At 71.3% G+C, this 16,710-nt stretch carries 14 protein-coding genes; 4 read left to right on the top strand and 10 right to left on the bottom strand.

Annotated elements, in window-relative coordinates; translation table 11 throughout:
- Positions 1-107: 107 nt before the first annotated feature.
- Positions 108-2,378 (bottom strand): MMPL family transporter, encoded by a 2,271-nt coding sequence (locus tag ACH4SI_RS08225; RefSeq protein WP_398294009.1) that lies wholly within the window; start codon positions 2,376-2,378, stop codon positions 108-110.
- A gap of 116 nt (positions 2,379-2,494) precedes the next feature.
- Positions 2,495-3,067, bottom strand: a complete 573-nt coding sequence (locus ACH4SI_RS08220; protein ID WP_398295182.1) for a TetR/AcrR family transcriptional regulator — start codon at positions 3,065-3,067, stop codon at positions 2,495-2,497.
- A gap of 204 nt (positions 3,068-3,271) precedes the next feature.
- Between ACH4SI_RS08220 and ACH4SI_RS08215 the strand changes: the two genes are divergently transcribed.
- On the top strand, positions 3,272-6,592 hold the full coding sequence (locus ACH4SI_RS08215; RefSeq protein ID WP_398294007.1) for a S41 family peptidase: 3,321 nt from the start codon (positions 3,272-3,274) through the stop codon (positions 6,590-6,592).
- Between the two features lie 139 nt (positions 6,593-6,731).
- On the opposite strand, the gene ACH4SI_RS08210 is transcribed toward ACH4SI_RS08215, so the two are convergent.
- The 4 genes from ACH4SI_RS08210 to ACH4SI_RS08195 all read right to left on the bottom strand — a co-directional run bounded on the left by ACH4SI_RS08210 (position 6,732) and on the right by ACH4SI_RS08195 (position 10,489).
- Entirely contained in the window at positions 6,732-6,986 is a 255-nt protein-coding gene (locus ACH4SI_RS08210; RefSeq protein ID WP_398294005.1) for a hypothetical protein, read from the bottom strand.
- A gap of 121 nt (positions 6,987-7,107) precedes the next feature.
- Entirely contained in the window at positions 7,108-8,013 is a 906-nt protein-coding gene (locus tag ACH4SI_RS08205) for an SDR family oxidoreductase (RefSeq protein ID WP_398294003.1), read from the bottom strand.
- Positions 8,010-8,969: an alpha/beta fold hydrolase gene (locus ACH4SI_RS08200; RefSeq protein ID WP_398294001.1), complete on the bottom strand. Its 960-nt coding sequence runs from the start codon at positions 8,967-8,969 to the stop codon at positions 8,010-8,012. Before ACH4SI_RS08200 ends, ACH4SI_RS08205 begins: the two co-directional genes overlap by 4 nt.
- Positions 8,966-10,489, bottom strand: coding sequence for a flavin-containing monooxygenase (locus ACH4SI_RS08195; RefSeq protein WP_398293999.1), 1,524 nt, complete (start codon positions 10,487-10,489; stop codon positions 8,966-8,968). The genes ACH4SI_RS08200 and ACH4SI_RS08195 overlap by 4 nt, the downstream gene beginning before the upstream one ends.
- Before the next feature lie 202 nt (positions 10,490-10,691).
- Between ACH4SI_RS08195 and ACH4SI_RS08190 the strand changes: the two genes are divergently transcribed.
- On the top strand, positions 10,692-11,444 hold the full coding sequence (locus ACH4SI_RS08190; RefSeq protein WP_398295180.1) for a MerR family transcriptional regulator: 753 nt from the start codon (positions 10,692-10,694) through the stop codon (positions 11,442-11,444).
- Here ACH4SI_RS08190 and ACH4SI_RS08185 read toward each other — a convergent pair.
- A complete protein-coding gene (locus ACH4SI_RS08185) occupies positions 11,438-12,241 on the bottom strand; it encodes an exodeoxyribonuclease III (RefSeq protein WP_398295178.1) in 804 nt (267 codons plus the stop codon). The genes ACH4SI_RS08190 and ACH4SI_RS08185 overlap by 7 nt on opposite strands.
- A gap of 64 nt (positions 12,242-12,305) precedes the next feature.
- On the opposite strand from ACH4SI_RS08185, the gene ACH4SI_RS08180 reads away from it, so the two are divergent.
- Positions 12,306-12,836 (top strand): GNAT family N-acetyltransferase, encoded by a 531-nt coding sequence (locus ACH4SI_RS08180; protein ID WP_398293997.1) that lies wholly within the window; start codon positions 12,306-12,308, stop codon positions 12,834-12,836.
- Here ACH4SI_RS08180 and ACH4SI_RS08175 read toward each other — a convergent pair.
- From ACH4SI_RS08175 to ACH4SI_RS08165, 3 genes are all read right to left on the bottom strand, one after another.
- Positions 12,803-13,249, bottom strand: a complete 447-nt coding sequence (locus ACH4SI_RS08175; protein ID WP_398293995.1) for a hypothetical protein — start codon at positions 13,247-13,249, stop codon at positions 12,803-12,805. The genes ACH4SI_RS08180 and ACH4SI_RS08175 overlap by 34 nt on opposite strands.
- A complete protein-coding gene (locus ACH4SI_RS08170; RefSeq protein WP_398293993.1) occupies positions 13,246-14,409 on the bottom strand; it encodes a trypsin-like serine peptidase in 1,164 nt (387 codons plus the stop codon). The genes ACH4SI_RS08175 and ACH4SI_RS08170 overlap by 4 nt, the downstream gene beginning before the upstream one ends.
- Positions 14,410-14,616: 207 nt before the next feature.
- Positions 14,617-14,820 (bottom strand): LysE family transporter, encoded by a 204-nt coding sequence (locus ACH4SI_RS08165; protein ID WP_398293991.1) that lies wholly within the window; start codon positions 14,818-14,820, stop codon positions 14,617-14,619.
- Between the two features lie 195 nt (positions 14,821-15,015).
- Here ACH4SI_RS08165 and ACH4SI_RS08160 point away from each other — a divergent pair, with 195 nt between their 5' ends.
- Positions 15,016-16,632: an IS200/IS605 family accessory protein TnpB-related protein gene (locus tag ACH4SI_RS08160; RefSeq protein WP_398293989.1), complete on the top strand. Its 1,617-nt coding sequence runs from the start codon at positions 15,016-15,018 to the stop codon at positions 16,630-16,632.
- Positions 16,633-16,710 lie beyond the last annotated feature (78 nt).

Here is a 16,710-nt window from a genome sequence, read left to right as displayed (position 1 = left end):
GATGGTGACCTACCTGCACATCGTTCGCAAGAGCGCCCTCCCCGCGAAAGCGCCGACGGCGGCCCTCCCGTCAGGGAAGAGCCGCCGCCGGGGCGCGTGTGGGGCGATCACACGCCCGATGACACCCGGTTCCGCTTCCGGTCCTTGTCGGACTCGTCGGCGTTCTCGGCGTGCCGCGCGGGGGTGTCCGTCGCGAGCTGCTTGCGCAGCCCCTCCCCCTCGACGTCCACGTTCGGCAGCGCCTTGTCGAGCCATCGCGGCAGCCACCACGCCGACGTGCCGAGCAGGCCCAGCACCGCCGGGACGATGGTCATGCGGACCACGAAGGCGTCGAAGAGGACCGCGGTGGCCAGCCCGAAGCCGATCATCTTCACCATCGCCTCGGACGAGCCGATGAACCCCGCGAAGACGCTGATCATGATGACGGCGGCCGCGGTGACCACCCGGGCGCCGTGGCGGAAGCCGGTGACGACGGCCTGCCCCGGGGGCTCGCCGTGGATGTGCGCCTCCCGCATCCGGGTCACCAGGAAGACCTCGTAGTCCATGGCCAGCCCGAACACCACACCGATCATGAAGATCGGCATCATGCTCATGATCGGGCCGGTCTCCTGGACGCCGAACAGGTCCGCCGCCCAGCCCCACTGGAAGACCGCGACCACCGCGCCGAGCGCCGCGACGACGGACAGCAGGAAGCCGAGCGCCGCCTTGAGCGGAACCAGAATCGACCGGAAGACGATCATCAGCAGCAGGAAGGCCAGCCCGACGACCAGCGCCAGATACGGCATCAGCGCGTCGTTCAGCTTCTGCGAGACGTCGATGTTCATCGCCGTCTGACCGGTCACCAGCACCTCGGCACCGGTGTCGGACGCGAACGAGCCCGCCTCGTCCCGGATGTCGGAGACGACCTTCTCGGTGTCGACGCTGCTCGGCTTGTACTTCGGCACGACGGTGAGCGTCGCGGCGTCGCCGGACTTGTTGAACGTCGCCGGGGTGACCGCCACGACGCCGTCCAGACCGGCGATCTTCTTGGTGATCTTGTTCACCGCGGCCTTGGGATCGTCGCTGCCCTTGGTGTCGGCGACCACCATCAGCGGACTGTTGAAGCCCGGGCCGAACCCGTCGGAGATCATGTCGTACGCCTGCCGCTTCTGGCTGCTGACCGGCTGTGAACCGTCGTCCGGCAGCCCCAGCTCCAGCTTGAGCGCGGGCACCGCGGCGGCGCCGAGGCCGAGCACGCCGAGCAGCAGCACCGCCACCGGGCGGCGCAGCACGAACCGGGACCAGCGGGTGCCCATGTTGGGCTTCTCCTCCACCCGCTCGCCCTCCGCGGCGGCGGCAGCCGCCTCCGCCATCCGCTTGCGCGCCTTGCGCCCGTACACCCGCTTGCCCGCGAAGCCCAGCAGCGCGGGGATCAGGCTGATCGCGATGAGGACGGCGATGACCACCGTGCCGGCCGCCGCGAAGCCCATCTTGGACAGCATCGGGATGTTGACGACCGCCAGGCCGGCCAGCGCGATGACGACGGTGAGACCGGCGAAGACGACCGCGGAGCCCGCGGTGCCCACGGCCCGCCCCGTGGCCTCCTCGCGTTCCCGGCCCTCGGCCAGTTCGGCGCGGTAACGGGAGACGATGAAGAGCGCGTAGTCGATGCCGACCGCGAGGCCGATCATCATCGCCAGCGTCGAGGTCGTGCCGGACAGCCCGAAGGTGGTGGCGAGCGTGGTGATCCCGGAGATGCCGATGCCGACGCCGATGAGCGCGGTCAGCAGCGGCAGTCCGGCGGCCACCAGCGAGCCGAAGGTGATGGTGAGGACGATCGCGGAGATCACGATGCCGATGACCTCGGTGGAGCCGGTCTCGGGGCTCTCCTGGAGGGCGTCACCGCCGATCGCCACCGTGAGATCCGACTTCTGCGCCTTCTCCCCGGCTTCCTTCAGGCTGTCCTTCGCGGTGTCCTCCAGCTTCGTGGCGTCCACCTTGTAGCTGGTCAGGATGTACGCGGTGGAGCCGTCCTTGGACACGGCCCGGGACTTGTACGGGTCGGCGACCGAGGCGACCTGCGGCGAGCCGGCCTTGAGGGCGGCGACGGTCTTCGTGACCACGGCCTTGTTGGCCGGGTCGGTCATCTTCTCGCCCTCGGGCGCGCGGAAGACCACGCGGGCGCTGGCGCCGTCGGCGTTACCACCGGGGAAGCGCTTCTCCAGGAGGTCGAAGGCCTTCTGGGCCTCGGTGCCCGGGACGGAGAAGCTGTCGTTGGCGGGGGGCGAGGCGGTCGCGGCACCGACTCCGGCGACGGCCAGGAGCGCCACCCATATCAGGGCGACGAAGCCGCGTCGCCGGAAGGCGAATCGACCGAGTTTATAGAGGAACGTGGCCACGAGGAGGGGTGCTCCCGTCGAATCGGTGTCACTGCTGTCAGGTGTGGCGTGACCCGGCCGGCGACGAGAGCGGCGCGCCGGCTGGGTTCGTATGGGGTGATAGGGGTCGGGGAGACTCAGACGTCGCCGAGGGCGGGGAGGACCACGGCGTCGATGTATTCGGCGAGGAAGGCGACGTCCGGCTCTTCGCCGTCGATCAGCGACCGGGCGATGACGGCGCCGCACATCATGTGCACGACGTAATGCAGGGCGGGTCTGTCCGGGGCCACTTCCCCCCGTTCGACGGCACGCCGCAGCAGCACGTCGAGGGCGGCCACCTCGGGATAGATCAGCAGCTCCCGGAGGGCCTGATGGAGGTCCGGATGGGTGTGGATGGCCTGGGCCAGCCCCCTCATCAGGGCCGCGTCACGCTCCCGGGCACTGTCGGTGCACCGCACGATCTCGTGCAGATCACCGCGCAGCGATCCGGTGTCGACGTCCTCGAGCGACACGGGCTTGGTGTGCCGCAGCGCGGAGGCCACCAGCTGTGGCTTGCCCTTCCACTGGCGGTAGAGCGTGGCCTTGCTGGAGTGCGTGCGCGCGGCAACGGCGTCCATGGTCAGGGCGTCGTAACCGACCTCCCCGAGAAGCTCGACCACGGCCTCGTACAGCTCACCCTCCCGCTCGGGGGACAGCCTGCTGCGGCGCACCCGGACCGTGGGCCGTTCGTCGTCGACCGGCTGGTCGGCTGACTGGACCGTCGGCATGGCATACCCCCTTTCGAACGAAACGGTTTCGTACTCGTTCAGTTCACCATACGACCACCCGGACCCACCCCGATAGCGAAACCATGTCGTTTCGATCGTGGCGTGCATCACAGAACCGAGTTGCTTTGCCGGACCGGGCCCGAAACCATGGATGAGGTGAGGGAAACCAGCGACACCGACCGCGCGTATCTGCGATTTCCGCATCTGCACGGCGACTTGCTGTGCTTCGTCGCCGAGGACGATCTCTGGGTCGCCCCCCTGACCGGCCGGGGCGAACCCCCCGGGCGGGCGTGGCGGCTGACCGTGGACCGGACCCGGGTGGGCCACCCCCGCTTCTCGCCCGACGGCTCCCATATCGCGTACACGAACTGGCGCAGCCTCGACCCCGAGATCCACCTGGCCCCCGTGGACGGCGGCCCGGCCCGGCGGCTGACCTACTGGGGCAGCGAGGACGCCCGGGTCTGCGGCTGGACGCCGCCCGACCGGGACGGCACCTCCCACATCCTCGCCGTGTCCTCGCATGGCCAGCCGTTCTCGCACTTCTCCTGGGCCTACAGCCTGCCCACCGACGGCAGCCCCGGCAGCCGGCTGCCCTGGGGGCCGGTGGCCGACATCGCCGTCGCCGATCAGATCGCCGTCGCCGATCAGGAGGATGAGCGGCGCACCCTGCTGCTCACCGGCAAGCCGCCGCACGAGCCCGCCAGCTGGAAGCGCTACCGGGGCGGCGCCACCGGGCGGCTGTGGCTGGACGGCACCCGGCTGCTCCCCGAACTGGACGGCCATCTGGACTCGGTCATGGTGGTCGGCGAGCGGATCGCCTTCCTCTCCGACCACGAGGGCGTCGGCAACCTCTACTCCTGTCTGCCCGACGGCTCCGGCCTGCGCCGCCACACCGACCACGACGCCTTCTACGCCCGCCACGCCTCGACCGACGGCAGCCGCGTCGTCTACCAGTGCGCCGGGGAGCTGTGGCTGGTGGACGACCTCGGCCCGGACGCCGAACCCCGCCCGCTGCGGGTGCGGCTCGGCGGGCCGCGCGCCGGGCGGCGGCCCTACCAGGTGCCGGCCGCCTCCCATGTCGACTCGCTGTCCGTGGACGCCACCGGCCGGGCCAGCGCGGTGTGCGTACGCGGCAGCCTGTACTGGCTCACCCACCGCGACGGCCCCGCCCGCACCCTCGCCGACACCCCGGGCGTCCGGGTGCGGCTGCCCGAGATCCTGGGCTCCAGCGGGCGGGTCGCCTATGTGACGGACGCGGAGGGCGAGGACGCGATCGAGATCGCGTACCTGCCGCGGGCGAGCGAGACGGGCGAGCCCCGGCGGCTGGCCGCGGGGCGGCTCGGCCGGGTGCACGAGCTGGAGCCCTCGCCCGACGGCGACCGGCTCGCCGTTGCCGCGAACGACGGCCGGCTGCTGCTCGTGGACACCTCCGCGGACGGGGACGGCGAGGTCACCGAGCTGGTCCGGTCGCTCAACGGCCCGGTCGCCGACCTCGCCTTCTCCCCCGACTCGGCCTGGCTGGCCTGGTCCCATCCGGGCATCGGGCGCAGCCTGCGCTCCATCAAGATCGCGCGGCTGGCGGACCGGACCATAGTGGACGTGACCAACGGGCGGTTCGAGGACGAGGAACCGGTCTTCACCAGCGACGGCCGCTATCTCGCCTTTCTGTCCTGGCGCGGCTTCGACCCCGTCTACGACGTGCACACCGGCGACCTTTCCTTCCCGCTCGGCTGCCGCCCCTACCTCGTACCGCTGTCCTCCGCCACGCCCTCACCCTTCGCGCTCTCCCCGGAGGGCCGCCTGGCGGCGGGCGGACTCGATCCGGACGACGACGCCGGGGGCGGGGAGGGCGACGGCACGGTGACCGTCGAGGTGGAGGGGCTGCCCAGCCGGGTCACCGTCTTCCCGGTGGCCGCCTCCAAGTACTCCTCGCTGTGGCCGGTCAGCGGCGGCGGCCTGGTGTGGCTGCGCTGGCCGATCTCCGGTGCGCTCGGCGAGACGTTCGCCAACCCGGCCGACACCTCCGACCGCCCCACCCTCGAACACTTCGACCTGGCCAAGGCCAAGCGCACCGAACTCACCAGCGAGCTGGACTGGTTCCGGGTCAGCGGCGACGGCACCCGGCTCGTCGTCATCGACGACGGCGATCTGCGGGCGGTGCCCGCCACCGAGTCCGGCGACGGCGACTCCACGGTCCAGATCGACATGCGGCGCATCCAGCACACCGTGGACCCGGCGGCCGAGTGGCGGCAGGCGTACGAGGAGGCGGGCCGCATCACCCGCGCCTACTTCTGGGAGCCGGGCATGTGCGGCGTCGACTGGGACGGGGTGCTCGACCAGTACCGACCGCTTGTCGAACGGGTCGCCTCCCCCGACGAGTTCGCCGATCTGCTGCGCGAGGTCCTGGGCGAGCTGGGCACCTCGCACGCGTACGTGAGCGCCGCGCGCCGCAACGAGGGCCCGGCCCACTACCAGCGCCCCATCGGGCTGCTCGGCGCCGACTTCACGCGCACCGAGGACGGCGAGTGGCGGGTCTCCCGCATCCTGCCCGGCGAGTCCTCCGACTCCCGGGCGCGCTCGCCGCTCGCGGGCTCCGGCATCCGCGAAGGCGCCCGGCTCACCCATGTCGACGGCCGCCCGGTGGATCCGACGGCCGGTCCGCACCCGCTGCTGACCGCCGCGGGCGGCACCACGGTCGAGCTGTCCTTCGCCTCCCCGGACGGCGAGGGCCCGCCGCGCCGGGTCGCCGTCGTCCCGCTGATCGACGAACGGCCGCTGCGCTACCAGGACTGGGTGGCCAGGCGGCGGGCGGTGGTACGGGAGTTGAGCGACGGGCGGTGCGGCTATCTACACATCCCGGACATGGGCGGCTCCGGCTGGGCGCAGTTCAACCGGGATCTGCGCCGGGAGGTGTCGTTCCCCGCGCTGATCGTGGACGTCCGGGGGAACGCGGGCGGCAACATCAGCGAGCTGGTGGTCGAGAAGCTGACCCGCACCGTGATGGGCTGGGACCTCTCGCGCAACGCCCAGCCGGTGTCGTACACCAGCCACGCGCCGCGCGGGCCGATCGTCGCGGTCGCGGACGAGGCGACCTCCTCCGACGGCGACATGATCACCGCGGCCTTCAAGATCCAGGGCATCGGCCCGGTGGTGGGGCTGCGGACCTGGGGCGGCGTGGTCGGCATGACCGGCCGCCACCCGCTCGGCGACGGTACGGCGATCACGGTGCCGATGAACGCCGCGTGGTTCGACGCCTATGGGTGGGGGGTCGAGAACCATGGCGTGGAGCCGGACATCCCGGCGCCCCGTTCACCGCTGGACTGGGCGGAGGGCCGCCATCCGCAACTGGGGGTCGCCGTGCGTACGGCGCTGGAGCTGCTGGAGCGGCATCCGGCCGCGGCCCCGCCGGGCTATGGCCAGGTGCCGGACCGTCGGCGCCCGAAACTCCCCCCGCGGGGCGACGGTTGAGCTGATCCTCTGCTGTACGGCCGGCATACGCCCCCGTGTGTGCCGGGGGCGCATCCCCTGACGGATGCGCCCCCTCGCGCACACTCTTCACGGGCCCGCCAATACGAGCCCGTCAATACGAGCCCATCGACGAGACGACTCACATCTCCTCGAACGGCTCCTGGTCCCGCATCTCGTCGCCCATGCCCTGCTGACGGCGCTCCCGGCTCGTGCGCTCGGCCTGCTCACGACTTTCGGGCCGGTCCTGGTCGCGGCGCGGCTCCTGGCCCCGCTGGCCTCGCTGGGCCTGCTGCGCCTGCTGGCCGCGCTGACCCTGCTGACCCCGCTGGGTCTGCTGGCCCTGCGACTTGCGCTTGGCCTGCTGGGCCTTCTCGCTGAACTCGTCCTTCCCCATCTGCGTCACTCCTCATCGGGTGAAAGGGATCGGGCCCGACCAGAGTTACACGCAGGGACATACTCCGCATTTCGATCGACCCCGCTCATCAAATCCCCAGGTCAGCGTGGTTGACACAGGGTTACCGGTCACGCTGCGTACGGGCGGTGCGCGCCCGCTCGTCCGCCGCGCCGCCCTCGCCCACGAGATGGCCGCGCTGCCCACGGGTGGCCGCCAGCCGGGGTTCGGCCCGGCGCATCTCACGGCGCCCCACCGCCCCGATCAGCGCGGGCAGAGCGCCCCGCACCGGCTGCATCCCGCGCAGCCACCACTGCGCGTACACATGGGTCGAACGGCGCTCTATCCCGGTGACGAGCCGGTCCACGGCCGGGCCCAGCGGATACGTACGCCCCGCGGGCCATGGCATCCGCGACCGCAACTCCCGCATCACCTCGTCCCGGTCGGCGCCGCGCACCATGTCCGTATCGGTCCAGCTGAGATAGCCGACGCCGACCCGTACGCCCCGGTGGCCCACCTCGGCGCGCAGACAGTGCGCGAACGCCTCGACCCCCGCCTTGGACGCGCAGTACGCGGTCATCATCGGCGCGGGCGCGATCGCGGCGAGCGAGGCGATCTGCAGCAGATAGCCGCGGCTGGCGATCAGCGCGGGCAGAAAGGCGCGGGCCGTGGTCGCGCTGCCCATCAGATTGACCTCGACCACCCGCCGCCAGGCCGCTTCGCCGGTGTCGAGGAACGGACCGCCGGTGGCCACCCCGGCGTTGGCGCAGACGATGTCCACCGCGCCGAAGCGCGCCACCACTTCCTCCGCGACCCGGGCCATCGCCTCCGGGTCGGTGACATCGGCGTGCCAGTGGCCGGAGTCGGTGGACAGCCGCCCCGACACCCGCATCAGCTCCTCCGGCTCCAGGCCCACCAGCGCCACCCGGGCGCCGCGCGCGGACAGCTTGCGGGCCAGCAGCTCGCCGACCCCCCGTGCCGCGCCGGTCACCACCGCGACCCGGCCCTCCAGACTGCTGCGCCCGCTCATGTCGTCCGCTCCTCGGCTGTGGGGGAGGCGTCATCGATCTTGGCATCCGCGTGCTCCGCGGCGAGGCGCCGTATCACGCCGCTCACCGCCCCGGGGTCCTCCACGGGGGTCATATGGCCGAGGCCGGGCAGCTCGGTGAGGCCGGTGCACCGCGGCAGCGCCGCCGCTATGGCGTGGGCGTGCTCGGGCGGGGTCAGCCGGTCGGCGGTGCCGACGATGACGGCGGCGGGCATGGTCAGCAGGCCGACGCGGGCGTCCACATCGAGGTCGCCCATGACATGCGCCCAGCCGGCGCGCACGGCGCGGGGACAGGCGTGGACGATCCGCGCGCACGCCTCCACCATGGCGGGCGCGGCGCCCGGCCCCATCGTCCCGTACCGCAGCAGCCACTTGCTGACGGGCGTGACCGGCCCCATGGAGACCCGCGCGCCGAGGATCGCGCGATGAACCCGCGCCCGTAGCCGCTCGGAGCGCAGCGGCACCACGCGCGCCCGCTCGATCAGCCGGGAGGCGCCGGTACTGCACAGCAGCACAGCGGCCGCGCGCTCACGCAGCGCCGGGCGGCCCGCGGCGGCCATCACCGTCATCCCGCCCATGGAGTGCCCCACGACCACGGCCCGGCGGCCCGGCTCAAGGGTCTGCTCCAGCACCGCCTCCAGGTCGTCGGCGAGCGCCTCGGTGCTGTACCCCTCGGGACCGGGGGCGGCGCTGCGGCCATGGCCGCGCTGGTCGTACACCACCACCCGGTGGTCGGCGGCCAGTTCGCGCACGACCGGCGCCCAGAAGGCGGTCGAGCAGGTCCAGCCGTGCACCAGGACGACGGCCGGAGCGGCGGGGTCGGCGGGCCCGTGCAGCTCCGCGTGCAGCCGGGCCCCGTCCGCCGAGGTGACGGTCAGCTCGTGCGCGCCGGCCGGCGGGGCGTACGGCCCGGAGGTGACGTGGGGGACGCGCCTCACCGCGATCCCCTCCCCGCGGCGGGCTCCGCGCCCTGACCGGCGCCGGTCCGCTGCCGCAGCACCTGGTACTCCGCGAGATGCACGCGCTGGGTGACCCGTTTGAACTCCGCGGTCGAGCCCGGCCACAGGGTCGTGTTGCGGCCGTTGTCCAGATACCAGCTGTCGCAGCCGCCCGAGTTCCACACTGTGCGCTTCATCCTCTCCTGGATCAGGTCGTTGTAGGCGCGGACCGCCGACGGCCGGGCGTCCAGGGCGACCTTGCCGCCGAGGGCGTCCAACTGCCGCAGATAGTCCGTCAGGTAGGTGAGCTGGGCCTCGATGATGAGGATCATCGAGCTGTTGCCGAGCCCGGTGTTGGGCCCGATGATCGTCAGGAAGTTGGGGAAGCCCGCCACGGTGGACCCGCGCAGCGCCTCCATGCCGCCCTTCCACTCCTCCGCGAGCGTGGTGCCCGCCGCCCCGGTCACGCGCTCGGCGATGGGCATGTCGGTGACGTGGAAGCCGGTCCCGAAGATGATCGCGTCGGCCTCGGTCTCGGTGCCGCCGGAGCCGACCAGGGTGGTGCCGCGGATCTCCTGGAGCCCGCCGACCACGTCCACATGGGGCTGGGCGAGCGCCGGATAGTAGTCGTTGGACAGCAGGATGCGCTTGCAGCCGATGCGATAGCGCGGGGTCAGCCTGGCCTCCAGCACGGGGTCCTTGATGGCCCGCCGCATATGCGCCCCGGCCAGCCGCTCCACGAACCCCAGCTGGGCCGGGCGCTTGGTGAACGCCCCGACCTGCAACTCCCGCAGCCCCCACAGCAGCCCGCGGCGCAGCACCCCGGACACCGGCAGCCTGCTGTGCAGCCAGCGCTCGGCACCGGTGATCCGGCGGTCCATGCGCGGCAGCACCCAGGGCGGGGTGCGCTGGAAGAGGGTGAGCCTGCGCACCTCCTTCTGGATCTCGGGCACGATCTGGATGGCCGAGGCGCCGGTGCCGACCATCGCGACCCGCTTGCCGCGCAGGTCGTAGCCGTGATCCCAGCGCGCGGAGTGGAAGACCTTGCCGGGGAAGCCGTCGAGCCCCGGGATGTCCGGGATCTTCGGATCGGAGAGCGGGCCGGTCGCGCTCACCACGACATCGGCGGTCAGCGGCCCGCGCGCGGTCTCGATCTCCCAGTGCAGCGCCGCGCCGTCCCAGCGCAGGGCGAGCACCTCGGCGTCGAAGCGCAGATGCGGCCGCAGCCCGAAGGTGTCGGCGACCCGCTCCAGATAGGCGCGGATGTGCCGCCGGCCGGAGAAGGCACGGGGCCAGTCGGGGTTGGGGGCGAAGGAGAAGGAGTAGAGGTGGGACGGGATGTCGCAGGCGCAGCCCGGATAGCTGTTGTCCCGCCAGGTCCCGCCGACCGCACCGGCCCGCTCCAGGACCACGAAGTCGGTGATGCCCGTGCGGCGCAATCTCACCGCCGCGCCCAGCCCACCGAATCCGGACCCGATCACCGCCACCCGCACGTGCTCACGCGTCAGCCCAGCCGCCATGCCGCCGCCTCCCGCCGCTCGAACGTCAACTGCCTGAACTCAAGTGCCTGAACTCAACTGCCTGAACCGCCTGGAACCGTGCCAGCGTTCACTGGCACGATGGGAGCGTAGGACAGGGATCCGTCGAGCGGTAGGGGCTGTGGATAACTCAGTTACCGGCGGTCACACACCACCGCCGTCGGCATAGGCTGCTGCTGTGGCGATGAGCGAAGCGGACCGGGCACGCGAGTACCGGGTCACGGAACTGGCCGAGCGGGCCGGGATCACCGTGCGGACCCTGCGCTTCTACCGGGAGCGCAAGCTGATCCCGCCACCCCGCCGGGAGGGCCGTATCGCCTGGTACAACGACCACCACCTGGCCCGGCTGCGGACCATCACCGCCCTGCTGGAGCGCGGTCACACCCTGGGCGGGATCGCCGAGTTGATGGCCGCGTTCGAGAGCGGGCGGCGGGACGTCGGCGAGCTGCTGGGGCTGGACGGCGGCCTGCCGTCCTGGTCCGAGGAGACCCCGATCCGGCTCACCCCACAAGCGCTCGCCGACTACTTCGACGACGAGGCCACCGCCGAGAACCTCACCGTCTCACTCGACATCGGCTATCTCGCGGTCGACGGCGACGACATCGTGCACATCAGCCGCCGGCTGCTGGACACCTCGCGCGCCCTGGTCGGCCAGGGCATCCCGCTGTCCGCCGTCCTCGCGGCCGGGCGCGAGGTCCGGGAACACGTGGACGCCATCGCCGAGACCTTCGCCACACTGCTGATCAACCATGTGCTGGCGGACGCCCGCGAGCGCGGCGAGGAGATCGGCGAGACCCTGGAGCGGCTGCGGCCGCTCGCGAAGAGCGTCGTGGACGCCGAGCTGTCGATGGCGATGGACCGCCGGCTGCGGACCGGTCTGGCGGAACGGGCGGGCGAGCGCACGGACGATGCCGGGCGCCCGCCACCGGATCAGTGAGCGGCGCCGTACGTGACCGTCACCGGGGCGTGGTCGCTCCACCGCTGGTCATACGCCGGGGCCCGCTCCACGACCGCCTTCAGCGCCCGCCCGGCGAGCCCGGGAGTAGCGACCTGGTAGTCGATGCGCCACCCGGCGTCGTTGTCGAAGGCCCTTCCGCGGTACGACCACCAGGAGTACGGGCCGTCGACGTCCGGGTGCAGCGCGCGCACCACGTCCACGTAGCCCGCCTCCTCGAAGACGCGCGACAGCCAGGCACGCTCCTCCGGCAGGAACCCGGACTTCTTCTGGTTGGCCTTCCAGTTCTTCAGGTCGGCCTCCCGGTGGGCGATGTTCCAGTCGCCGCACACCAGCGCCTCGCGCCCGCCGGCCGCCGCCCGCTCGCGCAGCTCCTTGAGGTACGGAAGGAACTCCGCCATGAAGCGTTCCTTCTCGTCCTGCCGCTCGGTGCCGACCTCACCGGAGGGCAAATACAGGCTGCCGACCGTCACCCCCGGCAGATCGACCTCCACATAGCGGCCGCTGCCGTCGAACTCGGAGGAGCCGAAGCCGACCCGTACGCCCTCCAGCTCGCGCCGCGCGTACACCGACACCCCCGCCCGGCCCTTGGCCGCCGCCGGGGCGTGCACCACGTGCCAGCCGTCCGGCTCGCGCACGGCCTCGGGCAGTTCGCGCGGCTCGGCGCGCACCTCCTGGAGGCACACCACATCGGCCGCGGTACCGTCCAGCCAGGGCACAAAGCCCTTCTTGGCGGCGGCACGCAGCCCGTTCACATTCACAGACGTCACGGAGAGCACTCCGGCACGATACGACATGGAAATTCCCATGCCGCCCATCTCGCATAGAAGTACGATCCCCCGCATGAATATCCGAACGGTTCGCTTCGACCACCCCGACGCCGTGCGGCTCAACGACGAGGTGCAGGCGGAGTACGCCGAGCGCTACGACGACGAGGGGGACATGACGCCCCTGGACGCCACCCATTTCGACCCGCCCCACGGCCTCTACCTCATCGCTTACGACGAGACCGGCCGCCCGGTGGCGACCGGCGGCTGGCGCAGCCAGGAGCGGAACGACGAGGGGTACGAGGACGGGGACGCCGAGCTGAAGCGGATGTACGTCATTCACGAGGCGCGCGGACGCGGCCTGGCCCGCCTGATCCTCGCGGCGCTGGAGGACAGCGCCCGGGCGGCGGGGCGCACCCGTATGGTGCTGGAGACCGGCGTCAAGCAGCCCGAGGCGATCGCGCTGTACACGTCATCGGGCTACGTGCCGGTGAAGAAGTTCGGGCTGTACCGCTTCGACGAGCTGAGCCGCTGCTTCGGCAAGCCGCTGGCCCTCCCGGACGACGTCGCCGTTCACCAGAAGAACCAGCCGGGCGTCGCGACGTAGATCTGCGCCGCCTCCTCACATCCCCCGACGCTGTCCGCTTGGGCGGCGATCGCGGCCGCTTCGCGCTCCCCGTAGGCGTCGATCCCGTCCGCCGTCACGATGAGGGCGGCGATCACGGCGAGGAAGACCCAGGGGACCGCGCGGTGCCGCGGTGCCTTCTCCTGCACCATCCAGGCGCCCACCACGGCCATCGCCGCGGCCGCCAGTACCAGGCAGAGAGCCACCGTGGTGAGGCGGTCGAGGAGGGGCGACTCGTCGCACAGGACGTAGCGGCGCCGGCCGCTCATCCGCTCGTACAGCGCGGCGCCGCTCAGCGTGAAGCCGAACGCGGCGATGTGATGCGGCTGCACGGTCCATACGGCGGAACCCGCCCCGTCACCGGAGCGGGTTCCCTCATCCGTCAGCCGCTTCATCCCTTGCCGGCGAACTTCTTGCTCATCGCGTTGAACACGCCCTTCGCCTCGGCCCCCAGATGCGGACCGGCGAGCCAGGTGTGCTCGTTCGAACTGATCGAGCTGTTGGACACCAGCATCGTCTTGCCCCCGCGGTTGACGAGCCAGCCGCCGCCGGAGGTGCCGCCGGTCATCGAGCAGCCGATGCGGTACATGGTCGGCGTGGTGGGCGCGAACGACAACCGGTTCGGCCTGCTGGTGCAGTTGAACATCTTCGCGCCGTCGTAGGGCGGTGCGGCCGGGTAGCCGTACGCCCCGATCGAGCTGACCTTGTTCGCCGACGGCGCCCCGAACCACACCGGCACGGCGGCTCCCACCGTCTCCTCCAGCGACTTGCCGCCGCCGTTCTCCGGCTTCACGTGCAACACCGCGAAGTCGTACGCGGAGCCCACGTTGCCGGTCTTGCCGCCCGTGTCGATCCACTGCGACGAGGTCTGCGACCAGTCCGCCCACCACACGCCGTACGGGGTGACCTCACGCTGGGCCGCGGTCTCCGCCTTGTCGGCGGGCAGCCCGTCGTCGTTGTAGGACGGCACGAACACGATGTTGCGCATCCAGCCGCCCTTCTTGCCGGAGTGCACACAGTGGCCCGCGGTCCACACCAGGTTCGACTTCCCCGGGTGCGCCGGGTCCTGGACGACCGTGCCCGAGCAGACCATCGGCCCCTCGGGGCTGTCGAAGAACACCTTCCCGACCGGCGCCATGTTCTGGTGGTACGGCCGCGAGACCTGCTTGGCCGGTACGGCCGGCGGCTCCGGATCGGTCGCGGCCTGACCCTCGCCCGCGCTCTGCGTGGAGAGCGTGTTGGGCGAGTCCTTCGCCTTGGACATCCGGGACGGCTGCCAGAAGTTCTTGATGACGGGATTGGCGAAATCTGACGCATCGCGCGCCCACTTGTCCCAGTTCTTCCAGCCGCCCTCCTTCCACTTCTTCAGGTCGTCCAGACTCGTCGGAACGCCCTCCGGAAGCTTGAGCCCGTTGTCGCCCTGCTGACCGGACGCGGCCGGCGACTTCGACTCGGAAGCGGCCTTGTCATGGCTCGACCCGCAGGCCGACGCGGTGACCATGAGCAGTGCGCTCACCGCGGCGACCGCCGCGGTGGAACGGCGTATGAGTGGCATGGCGCCTTATCCCCCTGTGGTGCTGTTGTTCTGCTGCGCGGAGTTCATGCGGCGGCGCTTTCGCGCCATACCCTGCATGACGCACCCACTATGCCCGGGCCCCTCGCCGGCGCCATCACCTGTCTCACGGCCCGCACACAACAGGAACGGTGTCAGCACGATTCCCTGACATCGGACGCCCCGTCAGGGGCACCAAGGACGGCCGCGTCACGCCGTCTTGCGTCCGCCCTCCGCGAGCAGATTCGCCGCGAAGCCGAAGAACGCCACCCCGCTCACCTGCTCCATCCGGCGCCGGAACGCCGGCCGCCGGATCCGCTCGCTCAGCGCCGATGCGGCACCGGAGACCACCCAGTACCAGAGCGCCAGCTCGACGATGTCGATCGCGGTGAACACCAGGGTCGAGGTGAACACCGAGGCGCCGTCCGGGGCCGGGGGCTGCTGCCGATTGACCGTACTTAGGCGTGTTCTGGTGCGTACGCGTGAGTATCAGTGACCGGGTGAGGGGCTGTGGCGGGGAACGGGGGTTCTTGCATCGAATGCGTGACCTTTATGGGAGGTGCTCGTTGGGTGCAGTGGCGGGATCTTCGGCATCGGATGGGGGCGGGGATGGGCGGGCTGCGCGAGGTGGCGGCGCCGTTCGTGGCGCCCGGCCCGAACGGAGTGGCCATCCGCACCAGCCTCAAGGGCCTGACCGGACAGGACAAGAAGGTCCTGCGTCTGGTCGGTGATCTGCTGGGCTCCCTGGCCTCCCGGGACCTGAAGGCCCGCTGCGCGGCCGGGCTGGATCACGACAGTGACCGGTGGGCGCAGCGTAAGCGGGCCCTGACCGGCCAGTGTTCCTCGCGGTGGGCGGGGAGTATCACCAAGGCCACGCATGACCAGTGGACGCTGGCCCGACGCGGTCAGCTCGCGCATATCCAGTCCCTTGAGGCCGGTGTGCGTACGATCACTCGTCGGCTGTCGCTGCCGGTCGGGGCAAAGGGGGCCCGGGGCTTGCCGGGTGGTTACCGCTCACAGCAGGAGTGGTTCGCCAAGTCTCGGCGCCTGCACCTGCTTCAAGACCGGCTGGAGCGGGAGCGGGCCGACCGGGCGAGCGGACGTGTGCGAGTGGTGCGGGGCGGAAGGAAGCTGCTGCGCAACCGGCACCACCTGCAAGCCGCCCGGTTGACCGAGGCGCAGTGGCGGGTGCGGTGGGAGGCTGAGCGCTGGTTCCTGCAGGCCGACGGCGAGTCAGGCAAGCGGTATGGGAACGAGACGATCCGGGTCAGTCCCGGCGGCGAGGTGAGCATCAAGCTTCCCGCACCGCTGACAGGGCTGGCGAACGCGCCGCACGGCCGGTACGTACTGGCGTGCCGGGTCGGCTTCCGGCACCGGGGCCAGCAGTGGGCCGACCGCATCACGGCCGACCGTGCTGTGGCCTACCGCATCCACCACGACGTAGAGCGAGGCCGCTGGTACCTGACCGCCTCATGGCAACTCCCGCCAGTCAGGACAGTACCGCTGGAGGCGGTCCGGTCCGGTGGGCTGATCGGCGTGGACACCAACGCCGATCACCTGGCCGCCTGGCGCCTCGACGCCCACGGCAACCCAGTCGGTGAACCGCGCAGGTTCGATTACGACCTGTCCGGCAATGCATCGCACCGGGACGCGCAGGTGCGGCACGCCCTCATCCGCCTCCTGCACTGGGCCAACCGCCACAGGCTGGCGATCGCGATCGAGGACCTGGACTTCGCAGCGGAGAAGACCCGCGAGAAGCACGGACGGCGGAAGCGATTCCGCAAGCTGATCTACGGCATGCCCACCGCCAAGCTCCGGGCACGACTCGTATCGATGGCCGTCGAACTCGGCATCACCGTCGTCGCCGTCGACCCGGCCTACACCAGCCGCTGGGGCGCCCAGCACTGGCAAAAACCCCTCACCAGCAAGAGAAGAGAGATCACTCGCCACCATGCGGCAGCGGTGGCCATCGGCAGGCGCGCCCTGGGGCACCCGATCCGGCGACGGACGGCACCGCCCCCGCACGACCAGAGCGATCGTGCGGGGCATCGGACCGTCCAGGCCACATCAGGTGTCCCGGCGCGTGAGGAAACCCGCCCGCGCATCCCCGGACCACGGACACGATCCGTCGGCGCCGGATGTGGAGCGAAAGCGGGAGACCAGGGTGCCCACAACCGTTCGGGACACCCGGCTGAGCACGAGCCCTTACACCAGGACTCACAGTGATGATTGCGGTGGCACCGCCTGGAGACCTGACTCGAGGACTCACTGGCGCTTCGGCTGTCTTTCGGGAGAACCGTCGGT

The organism is Streptomyces sp. NPDC021212 (assembly GCF_044332925.1).
GTDB lineage: Bacteria > Actinomycetota > Actinomycetes > Streptomycetales > Streptomycetaceae > Streptomyces.
This window is presented reverse-complemented; position numbering and strand designations above follow the sequence as displayed.

Excerpts from the sequence above, each read along its gene's own strand:
- ACH4SI_RS08210 (WP_398294005.1), bottom strand. The coding sequence starts at position 6,986 with ATGGGGAAGGACGAGTTCAGCGAGAAGGCCCAGCAGGCCAAGCGCAAG.
- ACH4SI_RS08180 (WP_398293997.1), top strand. The coding sequence starts at position 12,306 with ATGAATATCCGAACGGTTCGCTTCGACCACCCCGACGCCGTGCGGCTC.
- ACH4SI_RS08175 (WP_398293995.1), bottom strand. The coding sequence starts at position 13,249 with ATGAAGCGGCTGACGGATGAGGGAACCCGCTCCGGTGACGGGGCGGGT.
- ACH4SI_RS08205 (WP_398294003.1), bottom strand. The coding sequence starts at position 8,013 with ATGAGCGGGCGCAGCAGTCTGGAGGGCCGGGTCGCGGTGGTGACCGGC.
- ACH4SI_RS08170 (WP_398293993.1), bottom strand. The coding sequence starts at position 14,409 with ATGCCACTCATACGCCGTTCCACCGCGGCGGTCGCCGCGGTGAGCGCA.
- ACH4SI_RS08160 (WP_398293989.1), top strand. The coding sequence starts at position 15,016 with ATGGGCGGGCTGCGCGAGGTGGCGGCGCCGTTCGTGGCGCCCGGCCCG.
- ACH4SI_RS08215 (WP_398294007.1), top strand. The coding sequence starts at position 3,272 with ATGGATGAGGTGAGGGAAACCAGCGACACCGACCGCGCGTATCTGCGA.
- ACH4SI_RS08195 (WP_398293999.1), bottom strand. The coding sequence starts at position 10,489 with ATGGCGGCTGGGCTGACGCGTGAGCACGTGCGGGTGGCGGTGATCGGG.
- ACH4SI_RS08190 (WP_398295180.1), top strand. The coding sequence starts at position 10,692 with ATGAGCGAAGCGGACCGGGCACGCGAGTACCGGGTCACGGAACTGGCC.